The sequence below is a fragment of the Pseudoalteromonas sp. bablab_jr010 genome, assembly GCF_016464105.1.
GTDB classification, from domain to species: domain Bacteria; phylum Pseudomonadota; class Gammaproteobacteria; order Enterobacterales; family Alteromonadaceae; genus Pseudoalteromonas; species Pseudoalteromonas simplex.
This window is the reverse complement of sequence record NZ_JACDWV010000199.1, coordinates 61,830-79,171: the sequence shown is the minus strand read 5'-3', so window position 1 is coordinate 79,171 and position 17,342 is coordinate 61,830. Positions and strand designations below refer to the sequence as shown.

General features: G+C 40.9%; 20 protein-coding genes. 8 read left to right on the top strand and 12 right to left on the bottom strand.

Going from position 1 to position 17,342, the window contains the following annotated elements; genetic code table 11:
• Positions 1 to 117: 117 nt before the first annotated feature.
• From gluQRS to JIG37_RS20075, 3 genes are all read right to left on the bottom strand, one after another.
• Positions 118 to 1,062: a tRNA glutamyl-Q(34) synthetase GluQRS gene (gluQRS, locus tag JIG37_RS20085; RefSeq protein WP_199530150.1), complete on the bottom strand. Its 945-nt coding sequence runs from the start codon at positions 1,060 to 1,062 to the stop codon at positions 118 to 120.
• Positions 1,063 to 1,082: 20 nt separating this feature from the next.
• Positions 1,083 to 1,526: an RNA polymerase-binding protein DksA gene (gene dksA / locus JIG37_RS20080; protein WP_054551179.1), complete on the bottom strand. Its 444-nt coding sequence runs from the start codon at positions 1,524 to 1,526 to the stop codon at positions 1,083 to 1,085.
• A 212-nt stretch (positions 1,527 to 1,738) separates the two neighbouring features.
• Positions 1,739 to 2,728, bottom strand: a complete 990-nt coding sequence (locus JIG37_RS20075; protein ID WP_199530149.1) for an AraC family transcriptional regulator — start codon at positions 2,726 to 2,728, stop codon at positions 1,739 to 1,741.
• A gap of 147 nt (positions 2,729 to 2,875) precedes the next feature.
• Here JIG37_RS20075 and JIG37_RS20070 point away from each other — a divergent pair, with 147 nt between their 5' ends.
• Positions 2,876 to 5,419 carry a penicillin acylase family protein gene (locus tag JIG37_RS20070; RefSeq protein WP_199530148.1) on the top strand — a complete coding sequence of 848 codons (2,544 nt, stop codon included), beginning with the start codon at positions 2,876 to 2,878 and terminating at the stop codon, positions 5,417 to 5,419.
• Here JIG37_RS20070 and sfsA read toward each other — a convergent pair.
• Positions 5,409 to 6,128: a DNA/RNA nuclease SfsA gene (gene sfsA, locus JIG37_RS20065; protein WP_138599599.1), complete on the bottom strand. Its 720-nt coding sequence runs from the start codon at positions 6,126 to 6,128 to the stop codon at positions 5,409 to 5,411. The two genes, JIG37_RS20070 and sfsA, sit on opposite strands and share 11 nt — an antisense overlap.
• Before the next feature lie 149 nt (positions 6,129 to 6,277).
• Between sfsA and pepB the strand changes: the two genes are divergently transcribed.
• Both pepB and JIG37_RS20055 read left to right on the top strand, forming a co-directional pair.
• Positions 6,278 to 7,573 (top strand): aminopeptidase PepB, encoded by a 1,296-nt coding sequence (gene pepB, locus JIG37_RS20060; protein ID WP_054551182.1) that lies wholly within the window; start codon positions 6,278 to 6,280, stop codon positions 7,571 to 7,573.
• A 464-nt stretch (positions 7,574 to 8,037) separates the two neighbouring features.
• Positions 8,038 to 8,604, top strand: coding sequence for a phosphoribosyltransferase family protein (locus tag JIG37_RS20055; RefSeq protein ID WP_138616378.1), 567 nt, complete (start codon positions 8,038 to 8,040; stop codon positions 8,602 to 8,604).
• A 37-nt stretch (positions 8,605 to 8,641) separates the two neighbouring features.
• Here JIG37_RS20055 and JIG37_RS20050 read toward each other — a convergent pair whose 3' ends face one another.
• Complete coding sequence (locus JIG37_RS20050) at positions 8,642 to 9,298, bottom strand: Crp/Fnr family transcriptional regulator (protein WP_054551184.1); 657 nt, start codon at positions 9,296 to 9,298, stop codon at positions 8,642 to 8,644.
• Positions 9,299 to 9,566: 268 nt separating this feature from the next.
• On the opposite strand from JIG37_RS20050, the gene JIG37_RS20045 reads away from it, so the two are divergent.
• Entirely contained in the window at positions 9,567 to 9,797 is a 231-nt protein-coding gene (locus tag JIG37_RS20045) for a YgjV family protein (protein WP_054551185.1), read from the top strand.
• Positions 9,798 to 9,799: 2 nt separating this feature from the next.
• Here the strand turns inward: JIG37_RS20045 and JIG37_RS20040 are convergent, their stop codons facing one another.
• The 5 genes from JIG37_RS20040 to JIG37_RS20020 all read right to left on the bottom strand — a co-directional run bounded on the left by JIG37_RS20040 (position 9,800) and on the right by JIG37_RS20020 (position 12,567).
• Positions 9,800 to 11,440, bottom strand: a complete 1,641-nt coding sequence (locus JIG37_RS20040; RefSeq protein WP_199530147.1) for an amidohydrolase — start codon at positions 11,438 to 11,440, stop codon at positions 9,800 to 9,802.
• 92 nt (positions 11,441 to 11,532) lie between these two features.
• Positions 11,533 to 11,766, bottom strand: coding sequence for an EF-hand domain-containing protein (locus JIG37_RS20035; protein WP_054551187.1), 234 nt, complete (start codon positions 11,764 to 11,766; stop codon positions 11,533 to 11,535).
• Positions 11,767 to 11,770: 4 nt separating this feature from the next.
• Complete coding sequence (locus JIG37_RS20030) at positions 11,771 to 12,004, bottom strand: EF-hand domain-containing protein (protein WP_054551188.1); 234 nt, start codon at positions 12,002 to 12,004, stop codon at positions 11,771 to 11,773.
• 98 nt (positions 12,005 to 12,102) lie between these two features.
• Positions 12,103 to 12,330: a hypothetical protein gene (locus JIG37_RS20025; protein ID WP_054551189.1), complete on the bottom strand. Its 228-nt coding sequence runs from the start codon at positions 12,328 to 12,330 to the stop codon at positions 12,103 to 12,105.
• Positions 12,331 to 12,339: 9 nt separating this feature from the next.
• Positions 12,340 to 12,567: an EF-hand domain-containing protein gene (locus JIG37_RS20020; RefSeq protein ID WP_199530146.1), complete on the bottom strand. Its 228-nt coding sequence runs from the start codon at positions 12,565 to 12,567 to the stop codon at positions 12,340 to 12,342.
• A 312-nt stretch (positions 12,568 to 12,879) separates the two neighbouring features.
• Between JIG37_RS20020 and JIG37_RS20015 the strand changes: the two genes are divergently transcribed.
• From JIG37_RS20015 to JIG37_RS20000, 4 genes are read left to right on the top strand one after another with little or no spacing between them, the layout of a single operon-like run.
• Positions 12,880 to 14,337, top strand: coding sequence for a HAMP domain-containing sensor histidine kinase (locus tag JIG37_RS20015; RefSeq protein ID WP_199530145.1), 1,458 nt, complete (start codon positions 12,880 to 12,882; stop codon positions 14,335 to 14,337).
• Between the two features lies 1 nt (position 14,338).
• A complete protein-coding gene (locus JIG37_RS20010; protein WP_199530144.1) occupies positions 14,339 to 14,866 on the top strand; it encodes a hypothetical protein in 528 nt (175 codons plus the stop codon).
• A gap of 2 nt (positions 14,867 to 14,868) precedes the next feature.
• Positions 14,869 to 16,212: a sigma 54-interacting transcriptional regulator gene (locus JIG37_RS20005; protein WP_063527941.1), complete on the top strand. Its 1,344-nt coding sequence runs from the start codon at positions 14,869 to 14,871 to the stop codon at positions 16,210 to 16,212.
• A gap of 8 nt (positions 16,213 to 16,220) precedes the next feature.
• The gene (locus tag JIG37_RS20000; protein ID WP_054551194.1) at positions 16,221 to 16,721 is read left to right on the top strand and encodes a DUF1543 domain-containing protein; all 501 of its coding nucleotides are present in this window, start codon (positions 16,221 to 16,223) and stop codon (positions 16,719 to 16,721) included.
• A gap of 1 nt (position 16,722) precedes the next feature.
• On the opposite strand, the gene JIG37_RS19995 is transcribed toward JIG37_RS20000, so the two are convergent.
• Together JIG37_RS19995 and JIG37_RS19990 are read right to left on the bottom strand one after the other, a co-directional pair.
• The gene (locus tag JIG37_RS19995) at positions 16,723 to 16,932 is read right to left on the bottom strand and encodes a hypothetical protein (protein ID WP_054551195.1); all 210 of its coding nucleotides are present in this window, start codon (positions 16,930 to 16,932) and stop codon (positions 16,723 to 16,725) included.
• Positions 16,933 to 17,145: 213 nt separating this feature from the next.
• Entirely contained in the window at positions 17,146 to 17,316 is a 171-nt protein-coding gene (locus JIG37_RS19990) for a hypothetical protein (protein ID WP_199530143.1), read from the bottom strand.
• Positions 17,317 to 17,342: the final 26 nt, after the last annotated feature.

Here is a 17,342-nt window from a genome sequence, read left to right as displayed (position 1 = left end):
AATCAGTGTGTATTAAATGGCGCTAAATTAAGGTGTTGATGATTCGCACACTTTGGGTCGCTATCATATACCAGCAAGGCTGAAAAATTAAGTTACTCGGCCTTTAAAATTGGCAATTTATTTTTCAATAGTAACAAAGTTACAAAAAGGAGAGTTAGGATCCTCGCTAACTTGTATTTCTTGCACCTTTGGTATGTGTTCAAGGCGGTAAGTTTCAACAGCCCAAGCTAACATCTGTTCGATACTTAACGATAATAGTGAACTTTCTGGCTTTAAACCTAAAAAACGCAAGGCATCGAACAACGCGGGCTTTGGATTTGATTTTGCTATTGCGGGGGCGTAATTTTGCTTTGATAGCTTAAAACCTGGTTTAGCTACCGCTAAAGGAAGGTGGGCGTATTCTGGGGCCGGTTTATTTAGTTGCTTAAACAAACTAAGTTGTCGTGCAGTCGGCTCGAGTAAATCAGCGCCGCGAACGACTCTTGTAATACCTTGTGCGATATCATCGGCGACTACGACCAGTTGGTAAGCAAATAAACCATCGCTGCGCTTTATTAAGTAATCTTCTTTGGCAAGTTGGCTATCAACATACACTTCACCTTGAATTAAATCATGGTAGTGACTGGTTGCAAATTGCTGGGTTAAACGTAGCGCTGAATCAGTTAAAGCGTGGTTTTTATACCGGCAGTGGCCTTGGTATATTCCACCGATTGCTTTAATTTCTTTGCGCGTGCAATGACATGCATAAACAAGGTTTTGCGAAATTAACTCGTCAACAATGGCTTGGTATTGCTCATGACGCTGGGTTTGGTATATGACAGGCTCGTCCCAGTAAAGACCGTAAGCCTCTAAGGTATGTAATATATCGTCGCTAGCACCGCTTACAACACGCGTTGTGTCGATATCTTCAATGCGTACTAACCATTTTCCTTGATTGGCTTTTGCATCAAGGAAGCTACCCACAGCCGCTATAAGTGAGCCAAAATGTAATGGCCCTGAAGGGGATGGCGCAAAGCGGCCACGATACTCACGCATTGGCGTGTTAACGGCTGTGGTAGACATGGGCTAATTAAAGGATGTAATTAACCGCGTCCAGATTGCTTTTCTTTAATTTCCGCAAGCGTTTTACAGTCTACACATAAATCAGCTGTAGGACGCGCTTCTAAGCGGCGGATACCTATTTCGATACCACATGATTCACAGAAACCAAAGTCATCTTCTTTGATTAATTGAATCGTTTTTTCAATTTTCTTGATCAGTTTACGCTCACGGTCACGAGTACGAAGTTCTAATGAGAATTCTTCTTCTTGTGCTGCACGGTCTACTGGATCCGGAAAGTTAGCTGCTTCGTCTTGCATATGCGATTTAGTACGGTCTACTTCGTTACGTAAATCGTTACGCCAAGCTTCTAAAATTGTTTTGAAATGAGCACGTTGTGCTTCATTCATGTACTCTTCACCTGGCTGTTCTTGGTATGGTTCCAACCCGGCCTGAGCCAATAACCCTAGTCTTTTTTGGTCTGGCATAACTTTCTCCTAAATCCTTAATATTTTGCCCAGCGTTAGCCGGCGGCTATAAATAGCAGAATCATTAGACTGAGGCAAATTTATTTTTAATTAATCCTCTTGACCTTGTGCTAATGATTGCTCAAATAATTATGGGCGGTTTGGTAAGCCCTTAACTACTCGTCATTTTTTAAAATTTGCTAAGTTATATGGGCAAAAAAAAATAATACAACTTAAATAGTATATAAAGCTAAAAACTTTTTTGGCGTGGTTTTGTACCAACGCTTAAAGGCGCGTTGTAGAGCGCTTTGTTCAGAAAAACCTAACTTGTTGCTAATTTCCAGTGCAGATAGGCCTTTTAGCAGCATCTCTTTTGCAAGCAGTTTTCGTTGCTGATCAATGAGTTTAGAAAAACTAAGTTGCTGATTTGAAAGGTGACGTTGTAAAGTGCGTTTTTTAATATTGAGTTGAATTGATGCTTGCTCAAGGGTGGGGATGTGAGGCAATTGGGTATTAATGAAAGTAACTAACTGCGAGGCATAATCATGCTGTGATACAGCTGTATCGACTTGAGATAATAAAATGTTTTCAAGCTCGGGGTTAGGAGATTGCAATCGACATTTAAGAATCGATTTACTAAAAATAAGAGAGTTTGAGTTAGCTGAAAACTCAATAGGGCAATTAAAAACCTGTTTATAAACAGCTAAACTTTCTGGGTTAGGGATCGGCCTAGTCAACTGTACTTTTTCAAGGCTAACATCGGCATGATTGTGACAACAGTGCTTAGCAAATGAAAGCCAACTGCTAAATAATTCATCTACCATGTAATGCTGTATGTTACTTTGAGCATGCCAGCTTAGACGACAAAACTCGTCTTCAGAAACGAGTTCAATGTGACCAATGTTTCGTATTGTTTTGCTTAATCTCTGTGCATGCTCCAGTGCTTTTTCTAAGTTTTTGCTCACTAATGCAACATGACCTAGTAGCCCCCAATTTTGTGCTTTTAAAGAGTTGCCAAACTCCAGCCCAATATGCTCTTGTTGTAATATTTTATCGCCATAGTGCATGAGTGACTCATAGTCAGCGATAGGAAAGCGGGTGCTTACATCGTCCAAATCTTTCAGTCGTTCACCGAGCAAAGCTTCAATTTGTTTGCTACACATGCCTTGGCGTTCTAAAAAAAATACAAGTGAGCGAATTATCTGGCAACTGATATAAAACATAGGTCATTCATAGTTATTATTATTTTAATAGAAGTAACGCTGCATTAGTTGGCGCGCAAAGTCAATTTTTTGCGTGAAAGGTCAAGATTTAGCCTACTATTTAAGGCAAGCTGGGGGGTGGACATACAATCATAATAAGGATCCACAATGAAACTCAATCCCCTGCTAATCGGTATTGCTGCGGCTTTGCTCGTCGGCTGTAACTCAGATAATGATAACAATGACACCACAGCACCCGTTGTTACCCCCGACCCAGATCCAGTTGTAAAAGTAGATATTCCTGCATTTTCCGAAGGCAATACTTTACAAGCTAATGTGCGATGGACAACCTATGGTGTGCCACATATTACAGCAGCAAACTTAGAAAGTTTGGCGTTTGGAGCAGGGTTTGCATATGCAAAAGATCATGCTTGCTTATTAATGGACCAAATTATTAAAGTGCGAGGCGAACGCTCAAAATACTATGGCCCAGATAAGGTTGCTGGAAGTGGAGATTCACAGCACTTAATATCAGACTTTGGTTATAAAGCATTGGGAGTTAACGAATACGCCCTGCAGCATTATGATGAACTCAATGAAGACAGCCGCGCCCACTACGAGGGGTTTGTACAAGGGTTTAATAAATACGTAACAGACACCGGTGTTGAAAACCTTGCACCAGAGTGTGCATCGCAACCTTGGGTAATTCAACTAACAGCACAAGATATGCTTGCCTATTCAATGGCTACCGTACAGTTAGCCAGTTCGGCTAATTTCTTAGAGTTAGCCTTTTTTGCCAACCCTGGGGATAGCAATGAATATTTACCTGTACCAATGAGCGGTGCTCCTTCAGCGGTTTCTAGTATCACTAACAACATTGCTCAGCAAGCTGCGCAATTTAAACTTGAAAAAAAATATAAACATTTAGGTTCAAATGGCTGGGGTCTTGGTAAAGACATGATGGCCAATGGCAAAGGAGGACTACTCGCTAACCCACATTTTCCTTATGAGGGAAATTTGCGGTTTTGGCAGTCTCATTTGACCATACCTGGTGCAATGGATGTAATGGGGGGGAGTCTTCAGGGAATGCCGGGCGTTATTAATATTGGCTTTAATGAGCATGTAGCTTGGACGCATACTTTTTCGACTGCGCGCCACTTTTTAATTTATCAATTGGCTTTAAATGAAAATGATAAAATGAGCTATAGCGTTGAAGATGAGCAGTACTCAATTACTGAAAAAGTCGTTACAGTTGAAGTGGCTACAGGTGCTGGCAGCACAATCGAGTTGAGCAAGCCATTTTATTACAGCCATCATGGGTTAATGCTCGAAACACCTGCAGAAAATGGCTTAGGTTGGAGTGATACTCAAGCATTTACGATAAAAGATGCTAACGAATTTAATATGGATGTCGTTGCTCAGTGGTCGGCTTTAAACCAAGCTGTAAGCCTTGAAGATATGAAAGCAGCCTTTGCTGAGTTTGATGGTGTGTCTTTCAATAACACCATGGCAGCAGACAAACAAGGTAATGTCTTTTATGTTGACGATAGCACGGTTTTAAAGCTTGAAGATCAAGCGAATTTAGCAATTCGATTACAACCAGAGCTTGTTGCTTTAAGAGAATCCGTCGGCTTTGACATTGTTCCTGGCAATATGAAGCTATTTGAAAGCCAAGGCAAAGTACCATTTAATGAAGCGCCGCAATTAACACGCACAGATTATGTACAAAACTCTAATGACAGCTATTGGGTTACTAACCTTAACGAGCCACTCATCGGCTTTGCGGCTCAATATGGTGATGTGCATAAACCCTTATCACTAAGAACACGAATGGGATTGAAACTTCTTCAACAAGGAGGAGGCGAAGATGCTAAATTTACCCTGGATGAGTTAGAGCAGGCATTAGTCGGTAATCACTTTTACCTTGATAGTTTAGTGTTTGAAGAGCTGGCATTACAATGTTTTGCACAAGGGGACTTACCAATAGAATTAAGCAATGGTATGCAAGTTGATATTAGCCAAGCATGCGATTTATTAGCTAATGCCGATGGTAAAATGAACTTAGATACGCAAGGTGCTGCTCTATTTCGTGAGTTTGCGCACTTATTTGATGTAGACCAACATCTTTATGACAATTTTGATGTGACTAACCCTGCTAATACGCCAAATACATTACGCAAAGATAAAGTTGCTTTAACTGCATTGGCACATGCTGTTTATAATTTACAAGCAAATAATGTTGCACTGGATAGTCGCTTAGATGAATTACAGTTTGTCGAAAAATCACTTGCCGGTGGCAGTGGCTCAGGTGAAAAGCTACCTTGGGCTGGTCCTATGCATGTGGAAGGTGGGTTTAACGTGTTCAGATATGATCGCAGTAACTTAACGCGTTCGACACTGATCCCTTACACGGATTATGCTGTTCTAAATGATGCTGTGACGGGTAAACCTCTTGCATCAAACTTAACGCCGCAGGGATACCCTGTTAACTATGGCTCTAGTTGGATGTTTGTAATGAACTTTACAGAAAATGGCCCTGAGGCAAAAGGTTTGTTAACTATGTCACAAAGTTCAGACTCACATTCAGAACATTTTGATGATCAAAGTCGCTATTATTCTCAGTCGGCTAAGCTTAGACCTTTACTTTTTAAAGATGAAGATATTGAGCTTAACCTGATTGATGAAGTCGACCTGTCAATGACTAAGCAATAAAAGGTACTTTTTCAGCCAGTCTGATCTGGCTGGCTGAAATTTCTGCTTTATAAGCAATCACTTCAACCCCTTTTTTTATAGCTTCAGTCAAAAGCTGGGCATATTTCGGATCGATATGTTCTGCTGCACTTACTTGATTGATACCGTCGTGTAAAACTGCAAAAAGCAGAACGGCACGATGCCCTTGCTGTACCATTTCTACTAATTCCCTGACATGTTTTTGGCCACGTTCAGTTTTTGCATCCGGAAAATACCCTTGTCCGGAGTGTGGTTCTGTTTGTGAAAGTAATGTCACAGATTTTACTTCTACATAGCAATGGGGTTTATGTTCATCTGTTAGTAAAAAGTCGATACGGCTATTTTCTTGGCCGTATTTTACTTCTGCAGCAATGGTTTGATAGTCAACAAGTTCAGCAATCGCGCCTGTATTTAAAGCTTCTAGCACAACCTGGTTTGCAATAGCGGTATTAACACAAATTAAGTGGTCGAATTGGTTCTGAGTTAATTGCAAGGATTGAGGGTACTTACGTTTATCATTATCACTGGTTGAATAAAAAGCCTTAAACCCAGGCTCTGCGCAGCCCGTCATTTTGCCTGTATTAGCACAGTGAGCTGTAAACTCTGCGCCATCGGCAGTTTTTAAGTCGGCTAAAAAGCGCTTGTAGCGCTTAATTAAGGTGGCTGATTGTAATGCAGGAGTAAACTTCATGACTTTACCTGATTGGTTTTTCTTTATTGTAAGTGATTCATTACGCGGATTAAACCACACTTCATAACGCTATTTATCGCAAGCTGTTGGGAACTGACGTTGGCTGTAGTAAACTCAATCAACATTTTTAGCGCAAAGAGTATTCTAACATGTCAGAAAAATTTCTAGTTCAACTTAGCGAGCAGGGCGCTGCCGCACATTGGGGCGAAAAAGCCGCTCTTTCTTTTACTGAACAAGGCGCAACTGTTCATTTAACTGAGCAAGATACACTTAAAAACGTACAAAAAGCAGCACGTACGTTAGCTAATCAAGGCTTAAAAAATATTGCCTTAGTAGGCGATGTTTGGTGCACAGAAACACAGTGGGCTTTTTATCAAGGTTTTGTATCACCAAAGAATTTAGACGCAATTGAGTTTGTTGAAAATGCAAAAACAGACAGCAAAGAGCTGACTTCGTTAAAGCAAGCTGCGACGTGGGCTCGTCAAATGATCAATGGCACTGCGGATGATATTTTCCCAGAGAGCCTAGCTGGTAAAGCTGCTGAGTTTATTCAGTCATTAGCGCCTGAGCACGTAAGCTACCAAATCATTAAAGGCGATGCTTTATTAGAGCAACAATGGATTGGTATTCACGCGGTAGGCCGTGGTAGTGAGCGTCCACCGGTATTATTAGCATTAGATTACAACCCAACGGGCGACGAAAACGCACCTGTTGCGGCCGCTTTAGTTGGTAAAGGCATTACCTTTGACTCAGGTGGTTACTCAATCAAAGCAAGTGAAGGCATGTTAGGCATGAAGTGCGACATGGGCGGTGCTGCTACAGTAACTGCAGGCTTAGCACTTGCTATTAGCCGTGGTATCAACAAACGTATTAAATTGTTTTTATGTTGTGCTGAAAACTTAATTTCAGGTCATGCCTACAAACTTGGTGATATCTTAACGTATAAAAATGGCACTACAGTTGAAATCGTTAATACTGACGCTGAAGGCCGTTTAGTCCTAGCTGATGGCTTAATGGCTGCAGGTGAGTCTGGCGCGCCATTAATCATTGATGCGGCAACACTAACAGGCGCTGCGCTTGTTGCTGTTGGTCAAGAGTACAATGCATTGTTCGGTCTTGATAAAGAGCTTGTACGTGACGTACAAGACTTTGCAGAGCAAGAAATGGAAGCTGCATGGCCATTACCACTTGAAAAATGGCATCAACAAAATTGCCCGTCGCCATATGCAGATACCGCAAATAGCCGTCCTCAAAAAGGTGGTGGTTACGGTGGTGCTTCTAATGCGGCTGGTTTCTTATCACGCTTTGTGCCAAATGAAGGTAAAGGTTGGGTGCACATAGACCTTGCTGCTGCATTTAACATGGGTAGCACAAGCGAGTGGGCTGCAGGCGCAACAACACAAGGTATGCGTACCGTTGCAAGAACTTTACTAGAAAAAGCATAAGCAATTATCTATAGGGCGTGTTGACCTTTTATGATTAACTTTGCAGCAGTGTGTTTGGTATTTAGACAAGGCAGAGCCAATGTAGTGTGGTTGTTCCACATAAATAGGCGATAACGCAGCATTAATGCCAAACACGTGCTGCCCTTCGGGTTCTTCCTAGGGGCGATTAACTCTTTGTTGCTCAATTTTTACTTAGCCCACTAGGTTACAAATCTCGCGCCGCGATTAAATCGTCCCTAGAGTGAACAAATTTAATCCACAAAGGCCAACACGCCCTAATTAAAAGCCCCTTAACTTTATCTAAGTTAAGGGGCTTTTTTGATCTAAAGGGGAATTTTACAAACTGATACAAGCTTTTTTGAGTAAATTAGTATAAAATCCCGCCCCACATTTTCTCATCCTGTGGTTAGTTTTTATTAAATTAGCTACACTAGAATGATCAATTGACACTGGGGTCTCTATTTATGTCAGATAAGTGCTATATCACTGCGCAGCAGCTTCTTGAAGATTCATTTCGTGTTGCGGCACAAGTTTATGAAGATGGTTTCCGTCCTGATTTCATCATTGGTATTTGGCGTGGTGGTGCACCAATTGGTATCGCAGTTCAAGAATATTACGATTACAAAGGCATCGAAACTGACCATATCGCAGTGCGTACTTCTTCGTATTACGGTATTAACCAGCAATCTAAAGAGATTAAAGTTCACGGTTTGCATTACATCATTGAAAATGCCAATGCAGACAATTCATTACTAATCGTTGATGACGTGTTCGATTCTGGCCGCAGTATTTTTGCATTAAAAGAAAAGCTTTCTGAATTAATGCGTTTAAACCTACCACGTGATATTCGCGTTGCTTGCCCATACTACAAGCCGAAGAACTCAAAAGTAGACATGGTGCCAGATTACTTCATTCATGAGTCTGAAGAGTGGTTAGTGTTCCCTCATGAGCTTTCAGGCCTAACGCCAGACGAAATTATCGAAGGTAAGTCAGATTTAGCTAATATTCATGATTTACTTTTAGAAAAGTAAGTTTGAATACCCTTGCAGTTATGAGTGTGTCCTACACTTATAACTGCGCAAAACTATCGACGTAATCACTAAGCTTGTCGATATCTACTACTTGTAAACCTTGATTACTTCTTTGCACTAAGCCTTTTTCAACTAACTCTGTAACGACGCGTCTATATGCTCTTTCGGTGGTAGCAAAGCGCTCAGCTTCAGCATTTACGGTAGGGTAGGCACGCAGTAACGTTGGGTTGCTGTTTTCAGCTCTTAATAAGCAATCTTTAGCTATGTTGTAGCTAAGTGGTAATAGCAGCTTATCTAAGTTTATTTTTTGGTTTTCTTGGAATTTAGCGGCAATTGTTTGCGCTGTGTACAAGCTTAACTCTGGCTTTTCTAACAGTAGTGCGCGCCAATGCTTGAGCTCTATTAGGTTATAGCTTACATCGCTAAAGCACGTAACTGTATAAATACACGGATAGTTATTCAGAGCTTCAATTTCACCTATCAGTGTGTTGTTACAATCAAGCTGGCCTAAAAGAAGGCGTCGGCCATTACCCACGTCATAGCTGAACGACACTGTGCCGCTTCTCACTAATACGAGTTTTGACAAGGGTTGATCTTGGTGGATCAGCACCTCTTTTTTAGCTTGTTGAAAACTGCTGCCAGCAAATGTCAGTAATTGGTCAACAAGATAGCTTGAAAAATGATATTGAAACATTAACGCCGCTCTTCGGACAATTGTCCTATTTATTACATCTTAATGACGTTAGCATTAAGATTCTAAGAATTTACGCTAACTTGCTAGTAAGGTGTTTCACGTTACTGATACCTTCATTTCCCGTGTAATGATTTTAAAGCCAAGGTTATTCTTAAGCTTTACAAGGTTTTTAGTAAGTTAGCTTTTTTATTTTATTGTCAAAATAGCACAGAGTGCGTCAAAAAAAATGACAAGCTCCAATGCTAACCTAAAGCCTAGGAGAGAACAATTGAGTTGGGAATATTTAGGCTATTTAGCGTCAGCACTGTTGGTTGCTTCTTTGACAATGAGCGATGTAGTAAAACTACGTTGGCTTAACTTAGCAGGGTGTATTGCATTTACCTTCTACGGATTAGCAATAGGAGCCGTGCCCGTTGCCTTCACTAATGGCTTACTGGCGTTTGTGAATATTTACCACATCGTTAAATTAAAGCGTCAGCAAAAAGCTGACGCCGAGTAATATTATTCCTCTTTTTTATATTTCAGCTCGCCCGCAATCCAAGTTTGCGTCACATTTATATCGTGGATCTCTGAGATTGGCGCTTTGTAATAGTCTTTATCAATCAAAATAAAGTCAGCCCATTTACCTTGCTCTAAACTGCCTACCTTAAACTCTTGATGTGCAGCATAAGCACCACCTAAAGTAAATGCACGCAAAGCTTCATCACGCGATAGCAGCTCTTGTGGTCGCCAGCCGCCTTCTGGTAATTGATTATGATCCATTCGGGTGATGGCCGAATATAAACCATCAAATGGGTTAGCAAGCTCCACTGGAAAGTCAGAACCCGCTGCAATCACTGAGCCTTGTGCTAAAAAGGTCTTCCAAGCATACGCCCCTTCAAGCTGTTTTTCAGTCAGGCGCTGCTCTGCCATATGCATATCAGAGGTTGCATGAACAGGCTGCATTGATGGAATAATTTTTAATGTTTTAAAACGAGGAATATCTTCAGGAGTCACAATTTGTGCATGTTCAATTCGGTTACGAAGTAAAATACCACCGGTTTTTTTGAACACATTTTCATACGCATCGAGTACTACGTGATTGGCTTTATCACCAATTGCATGAGTGTTTGCACTAAAGCCATGGGAAAAGCTTAGGTTAAATAGCTGCTCAAGCTTTTCTTGAGTTTCAAGCATTAAGCCATGATGATTTTTACGATCAGCGTACTCTTCAATGAGGGCTGCGCCTCGGCTTCCCAAAGCGCCATCCGCATACACTTTGACACTGCGAATCGACAGCATGTCATTCATGTCTTTATATTTACCCGCTTTGAGCATGGTTTCTAATTGAGGATCGGCAGCACTTAGCATGGCTACGACTCTGACAGGAAGAGTACTTTGCTCAGAGCGCTGCTTGTACACTTGCCACGTGTCATAATCGATACCGGCATCATGGGTTGATGTAATACCCAAACTTAGTAGATGTTTACCTGCATTATCTAAGGCTGTATTAATGCTGGCATGGCTTGCTTTTGGTACATGTTGGGTAACAAGCGTTTCGGCTTTATCAATGAACACCCCAGAAGGTAAGCCAGAATCTAGCTTTAAAATTTCACCGCCGGCAGGAGAGGAAGTTTGTTTGGTAATACCTGCAAGTTCCATGGCTTTTGAGTTAACCCACACAGCATGACCATCAACGCGAGAAAGTACCACAGGTTTGTCTTTTACGTATTTGTCTAAATCAGCTGCAGTTGGAAACTTACCGCCAGGCCATTGCTCTTGGTTCCAACCGCGACCAATGATCCAACTTTGTTTATCTTTGGCAAACTCAGCCAGCATTTTGCCAACCTCATCTGCCGAGCGCGTATTCCTGACATCAAGTTGTGAAAGGTTATTTCCTAAACCAATCACATGGCCATGAGCATCGACTAAGCCTGGTAACAATGTGGCTTGCTTGCCATCAATTGCGGTGGCGTCAGGAAAGCTATTTTTAATTGAGTCATTGCCTGTTTTTACGATTTTACCGTCTTTAAAAACCAGTGCAGAAAAGTGTTGGGTTTCGCCTTTATAGGTAGGCGTATAGCCATTTACATTATAAATAACAGTGGTGTTGGCAAAGCAGCTAAGTGAAGCTGTTGCGAGTAAGCTGATGATGAGTTTCATAATCTTCTAATAGTTTTTATTGATTTATGAAAACAGTATCAGAGTTGCAGTAAACTGCAACTCAGCAGAGATTAATAATTAACTATAACTCTTTATTTGCTCGCATAAATCTTAAACTCACTGAGGGATAATTTATTATCTTTATCACTGTCGTAATTTTTAAATCGCGACCACAGAGCTGGGTCTCTCGCAGACTCTGAGCGAGTCAGGTAACCATCGTCATTACGATCAAGTTGTTTAAATTTTTCACCAATACTATCTGCAGCAAAACTCATTGTGCTAAATGCACAACTTAAAACTAGGCTGGCAAAGGTTAATTTTGACATTACTTTAACTCTTGTTTGTTAAATAGTGTTTAAACTCAAGGAGCGAGATTTGTTGATCTTTATCTGTATCCCACTGCGCTATGCGTTTTTGCAAGTGCGGTTGCGATGACAGTTCCTGCTCAGATAAAAAGCCATTTTTATCTTTATCTAGGTGATCAAAGCGTTGTTTTACGTCCAATGCTAAGCTATTGAAGCTTATAGTAATTAAGGTGCATGGAGCAAGCCAGAAAATTCTCATAATTGCCTCCTAAATAAAAGTGCTTGCCATAATTTAACTCCCAAAATTTAAATCCGTTTACACATTCCCTCTGGGATTATGGCAAGCACTTTAAGCCGTTAAGGTTTGAATTTTTCAAACTCTTGTTCAGACAAAACCTGATCGCCGTTTTCATCCAGATCGGCAAATTGCTTAAGTAAGTTATCGTGTTTGGTTGCTTCAGTTAATGAAATCTCGCCATCGGCGTTTGTATCAAATTTAGCAAATCGAACATCCATTTGTGATGCTAAAACGGTGGCGCTGATAACTAAAAACATCAGCGAGAATGCAGCTAAAAGTTGTTTCATTACAATCTCCTATTGAATAAACGACTGAAACTCAGAAAATGAAATTTGGCCATTTTGATTACTATCAATTTGCGTAAAGTTGCCGTGCAACAAGGCATCTTCAGATGCTTCTGCCTCACTCAAAAAACCATTGCTGTCTTTATCTAGCTCGTTAAACGTTGTTTGCAAATCTAGTGCATAACTACTTACCGAGATGAGACTTATAAGCAGGATGGCTACCTGGGCCGTTACTTTCATTTTGTGTCCTAAATAACTAATTTGCTTAGTACTAATCAAAATCAGTGCCAATATTAAAAGTTATTAGTTATCAGGTGGTTATGGTTTTTGTGTGGATTTGAATGCGAAATAGTTACAGGGTGTTGTGTCTTTTTTGCAACGATTTTCAGGTGTTAAAAGTTTATCTATTTTATTTCAATGAGTTAGTTTGTTGCCAAATAGCAACTTTGTATCGGTTTTTGGGGGGAAATCAGTACTTTTTAAGGTCGGATTCAGCGAGTGTCTAAGTTTGTTCGCTAATAATCAGCATCTGCAATTATGTTGAGAGTGAATATGCAAAATACAGTAGCGATAAAAATAAAACAGTTACTCAATTGGCGACCTAGTCTTATTGGCCAGTTCGTCTGTAGCATTTTGCTGTCTTTACTACCGTTATCTTTGGTGGTGATTTTATTTTTAAATGCGCTCAATAAGCAGCTTGCAGTGACTCAAGAAATCGTCGGTGACAATTACGAGATTACTAAAGCATTTAACAACCTCAAACAAGACTTAAATAGCCTTGAACGAGCAACTCGACAAAACTGGGTGCTTAAAAGAGAATCCCTCGATAGCTTGATTGCCTACAAGTGGCAATCGTCATTGCAAAGTGTCGATGAGCTCATTTTCTTAAGCCCAACCGCTGATTATGTCTCGCAGTGGCGGCAATTGGCTGAGGTATTACAATTTGCGCATCAGCATTTATTAATAGAACAAAAGCAAGATGGTGAGCTGTTTGCACCCGCTAGTAAGCTTATCAGTGAGCAAACAAATTGGCTCAAAGAGCAAAATGAATTGCGCATCACAAAAAATCAGCAGCAATTAAAAGCGCTTCAAGCTTCATTTATTAATTGGTTAGTTGCGTTAATTCCACTCACGTTATTGGTCGGGGGCGGCTTTCTTTGGCGGATCAGCGGGCGGCTCAGAGAACTCACACATGTGATTGATAAACTTGGACAAGGTCACTGGCAGCAAAAAATTCAAGTTCGCGGCTCGTCAGAGTTAGTTGAATTAGGTAATAAATTAGAGTGGGTTCAAGCGCAGTTACATATGCTTGAGCAGCAAAAAGATACGTTTTTACGCCATGTGACACATGAATTAAAAACGCCCCTAGCTTCGATGGTTGAAGGCACAGACTTACTCGCAGATGAGATTGTTGGTCCTATCAATAGCGAGCAACAAGCCGTTCTTGAGCTAATAACGCAAAGTATGGTGCGACTCAGAGCCATGATTGAAAGCTTATTGAGTTACAACGCCATTCGCACCAGTAAGCAAAGCCTAAGCGAGCTTAACTTTAATTTGATGATGAACAAAATTGAGCGTCATTTTGAGCACCGATTATCAGCGCGTGACTTATCCATTGTGTGGGTGAATGAATTACCAAATAAAGCTTTGTTTATCTCAATTGAGCTACTTGAAATGGTGCTCATTCAGCTGACTTCAAATGCGCTAAAGTTTTCGCCAGAACATGAGTCAGTGACAATAAAAGCAAGCTTAAAGCAGGGACAGTTAATTTTGAGTGTCAGCGACTTAGGGGTAGGGATAGAGGATACAGAAAAAGCCGCTGTGTTTGGGGCTTTTTACCAAGGTAAGAATGCAAAACAACATACTGAAATGGGCAGCGGGCTTGGTTTAACCATAGTTAAAGAAACCGTTGAACAATTAAACGGTAAGCTCTCTATTACTGATAATGACCCACAAGGATGTGTATTTACAGCCATTTTACCAATTCAATTAACCCAAGGAGTTAACTGATATGGGCTTAGCGAATAAAGCCAGTTTTATGCTTGTTATAGGCACACTTTTTATAACAGGGTGCACGATCACGCAAAAGCATGTTGAGGCAGAGCAAGTAGAGCCGACAGCAGAAGTGAAACCTCAAGGGCAACCTAACCCCAAGCCTCGGCCGAAAAGTGAGCCGTTATACCCGCCTGCAAGTACAGTCATTGCTTGGCATGCTGCCAAGTGCGGTGGCTTTAAAGCAAGCTCTGATAAAGCAAATTATGTTGGTGAAAATGAGCTAAAGCGTCTGTTTGAATCGATTTGTTTACTCGGTGCTTCAGAGCCAGAAAAAGCTCTTAGTCAGCTTGAAAAAAGTGACCATGCTTTTTATTGGCCAGATGATATTAAGCAGTATCTATGGTTACAAAAGCAATATTTACAACAGAATTTAGCGGCAAAACAAGCTAAGCAAGCACTGAGTGATGAAATGGAAAAAACCTTATCGTCGCTTGCGACTATCGAACAACAACTTCTGCTACGTGAAGAGACCAAGGAGCAGTAACCATGAATGAAGTAACAAAACCACGGGTTTTATTAGTAGATGACGATGCGAGTTTATTAAAGTTACTAGCGATTAGAATTGAGTCTAAAGGCTATTTGGTAAGCACAGTCGAAAGTGGCATTGAGGCATTACAAACGTTAAAAAACCAAACCTATGATGCGGTGATCACTGACTTAAGAATGGATGAAATGGACGGCATGGCTCTACATCGCCAGTTACAAAGTCGTTACCCTTCAATGCCGGTGATTATGATGACAGCACATGGTTCGATACCTGATGCAGTGGAAGCGACGAAGCAAGGTATTTTTGCATTTATTACCAAACCAGTTGATAAAGATGAGCTGTTCGACAGCCTTGCTAAAGCTATTGAGATCCATGGTGTACACGGTGATGAAACACCGACACAAACAAATATTGTCACCCGTAGCGGCGCGATGTTGCATTTACTTGAGCAAGTTAAATTGCTTGGTCCAACGCAAGTGAATGTGTTGATCTCCGGTGCTAGCGGCACAGGTAAAGAGCTGCTTGCACAAGCGATACATCAACATAGCCATGTTAGTGATGGGCCATTTGTGGCAATTAACTGTGGCGCTGTGCCGGGGGAGCTTTTAGAGTCTGAATTGTTTGGGCATAAAAAAGGCGCGTTTACAGGCGCAGTCAAAGACCATCAAGGTTTGTTTCAACAAGCTCAAGGTGGGACCCTTTTTCTAGACGAAATTGGTGATATGCCGCTAAATTTACAGGTAAAACTACTGAGGGTTTTACAAGAGAAAACCATTCGCCCTGTGGGCTTTCAAGAAGAGATCCCAATTGATGTGCGGGTGGTGTCGGCGACTCATAAGAACCTCCCAGAGGCAATCAATAATCAGCAGTTCCGTGAAGATTTATATTACCGATTAAATGTGGTGAACTTAAAACTGCCTCCGCTTTGTGAACGCCGAGAAGATATTAGTTTGCTAGCACAGCATTTTGCAGGTCTAATTGCTAAACGTATGGGGCAAGAGCAAAAGCAGTTTGCCAATGATGCGATGCATGCTTTGGTGCGCTATGATTGGCCGGGTAATATCCGTCAATTACAAAATGTGATAGAGCAGGTAGTAGCCCTTACACCTGGTAAAGTGATAGCTGCTCAGTTAGTTGAGAGTGCATTAAATAGTAATGTTAGTATTGCTGAGCCACTTTCGTTAAATGATGCAAAAAAAGAATTTGAGCGAGATTATTTAATTAATACGCTGAAAATGTCAGCGGGTAATGTTGCCGAAGCCGCAAAGCTTGCGAAACGTAATCGCTCAGATTTTTATAAATTAATCAAAAAGCACAACATTAATGTTGAAAGCTTAATATAAGGAAAAACATGGCGCTTTTTTTAGTCTATCTGGGCGGTCGTATTCAAGGTTGCCACATTGAAATGCACGACGTTCGATTTGTCGTAGGCGATAGCATTGAGCAAACCTACTCAAAACTAAAAGCACAATGGGTGGGTGATAAAAGCAACGTACACATGGATAGCTACATGCAAATTCAGCACATTGATGGTTATCAGGTCGAAGTGGTTGATAGTGCGCATCACCAAGCCGAAAAACTATACTTTGTAAATTTAGGTGCTTACCGAGCTGATAGTCTTGCAGAGCAACATGATTTTGCATTGTATGTTGCCCGTAGCAGTGAAGAAGCAAAGCAACGCGCTAAAGAGTCTTTATTGGCGGGAATGACTCATCTTCATAAAGATGACTTACACGATGTAGACGATTGTTTTGCGATTGACTTGTTAGATAGCAACTTATCAATCAAATTAACGCCAAGCGGGCAAGCTCAAGCAATGAAACCCGATTGGTTTGGCTATCACGTGTTGTGATCTATTCTTGGTTATCGTTTTTACTGGCAACTTTAAAGGCGATAATCACCAATCCAAACAAGGCAAATGGCAGTGCAGCGAGTAAATACTCAACGGTATGGCTGTCTTGGTAGTTGGGCTGGAGTAGGAAGTGACCTGCAACACAAAGTAAAATAGCCACGAATAAAACGGGCAGTAAAATCAGTTCTTTTTTAGGTGAGTGTTTTTTCATTACAAGGCGTTATATTCCAAAGGTGCGCCATTGTAATGAGCTACCCTTAGTTAGGTCAAACGATATCAATCAGCAATAATACTTAATCAATTTGAGGGATTAAACCTGATGCTAGCAGCGTTAAAAATTTTTCATTTAGAACAACTAAATAGCAAAATTTTTGCCTTGCTATCAACGCGGTTTTCTTGCCTCAAAGTTGCTTACTTAATTAAGCTAATTGATATAGCTTGCTTTGTAGTTTGCTTTATATTGCGCTGTATCAACTTTTTTAGTGTCAGCTTTTACAGGCTGCTTTTTTGGAGCCACTGGTTTATCGGTTGCTTCATTATAGCTAAATAGCCCCATAATGAACTCAATCTCTTCACGTTGTAATCCAGAACGCATGATGCCCTCCAAAGAATAGTTTGCCT

Bases quoted from the DNA above. Each gene is read 5' to 3' on its own strand.
- JIG37_RS19990 (WP_199530143.1), bottom strand. From the start codon at position 17,316: ATGCGTTCTGGATTACAACGTGAAGAGATTGAGTTCATTATGGGGCTA.
- JIG37_RS20015 (WP_199530145.1), top strand. From the start codon at position 12,880: ATGCAAAATACAGTAGCGATAAAAATAAAACAGTTACTCAATTGGCGA.
- JIG37_RS19995 (WP_054551195.1), bottom strand. From the start codon at position 16,932: ATGAAAAAACACTCACCTAAAAAAGAACTGATTTTACTGCCCGTTTTA.
- JIG37_RS20050 (WP_054551184.1), bottom strand. From the start codon at position 9,298: ATGTTTCAATATCATTTTTCAAGCTATCTTGTTGACCAATTACTGACA.
- sfsA (WP_138599599.1), bottom strand. From the start codon at position 6,128: ATGAAGTTTACTCCTGCATTACAATCAGCCACCTTAATTAAGCGCTAC.
- JIG37_RS20025 (WP_054551189.1), bottom strand. From the start codon at position 12,330: ATGAAACAACTTTTAGCTGCATTCTCGCTGATGTTTTTAGTTATCAGC.
- JIG37_RS20005 (WP_063527941.1), top strand. From the start codon at position 14,869: ATGAATGAAGTAACAAAACCACGGGTTTTATTAGTAGATGACGATGCG.
- JIG37_RS20070 (WP_199530148.1), top strand. From the start codon at position 2,876: ATGAAACTCAATCCCCTGCTAATCGGTATTGCTGCGGCTTTGCTCGTC.
- JIG37_RS20040 (WP_199530147.1), bottom strand. From the start codon at position 11,440: ATGAAACTCATCATCAGCTTACTCGCAACAGCTTCACTTAGCTGCTTT.
- JIG37_RS20030 (WP_054551188.1), bottom strand. From the start codon at position 12,004: ATGAGAATTTTCTGGCTTGCTCCATGCACCTTAATTACTATAAGCTTC.
- JIG37_RS20020 (WP_199530146.1), bottom strand. From the start codon at position 12,567: ATGAAAGTAACGGCCCAGGTAGCCATCCTGCTTATAAGTCTCATCTCG.
- JIG37_RS20055 (WP_138616378.1), top strand. From the start codon at position 8,038: ATGTCAGATAAGTGCTATATCACTGCGCAGCAGCTTCTTGAAGATTCA.
- JIG37_RS20000 (WP_054551194.1), top strand. From the start codon at position 16,221: ATGGCGCTTTTTTTAGTCTATCTGGGCGGTCGTATTCAAGGTTGCCAC.
- pepB (WP_054551182.1), top strand. From the start codon at position 6,278: ATGTCAGAAAAATTTCTAGTTCAACTTAGCGAGCAGGGCGCTGCCGCA.
- JIG37_RS20075 (WP_199530149.1), bottom strand. From the start codon at position 2,728: ATGTTTTATATCAGTTGCCAGATAATTCGCTCACTTGTATTTTTTTTA.
- dksA (WP_054551179.1), bottom strand. From the start codon at position 1,526: ATGCCAGACCAAAAAAGACTAGGGTTATTGGCTCAGGCCGGGTTGGAA.
- JIG37_RS20010 (WP_199530144.1), top strand. From the start codon at position 14,339: ATGGGCTTAGCGAATAAAGCCAGTTTTATGCTTGTTATAGGCACACTT.
- gluQRS (WP_199530150.1), bottom strand. From the start codon at position 1,062: ATGTCTACCACAGCCGTTAACACGCCAATGCGTGAGTATCGTGGCCGC.
- JIG37_RS20035 (WP_054551187.1), bottom strand. From the start codon at position 11,766: ATGTCAAAATTAACCTTTGCCAGCCTAGTTTTAAGTTGTGCATTTAGC.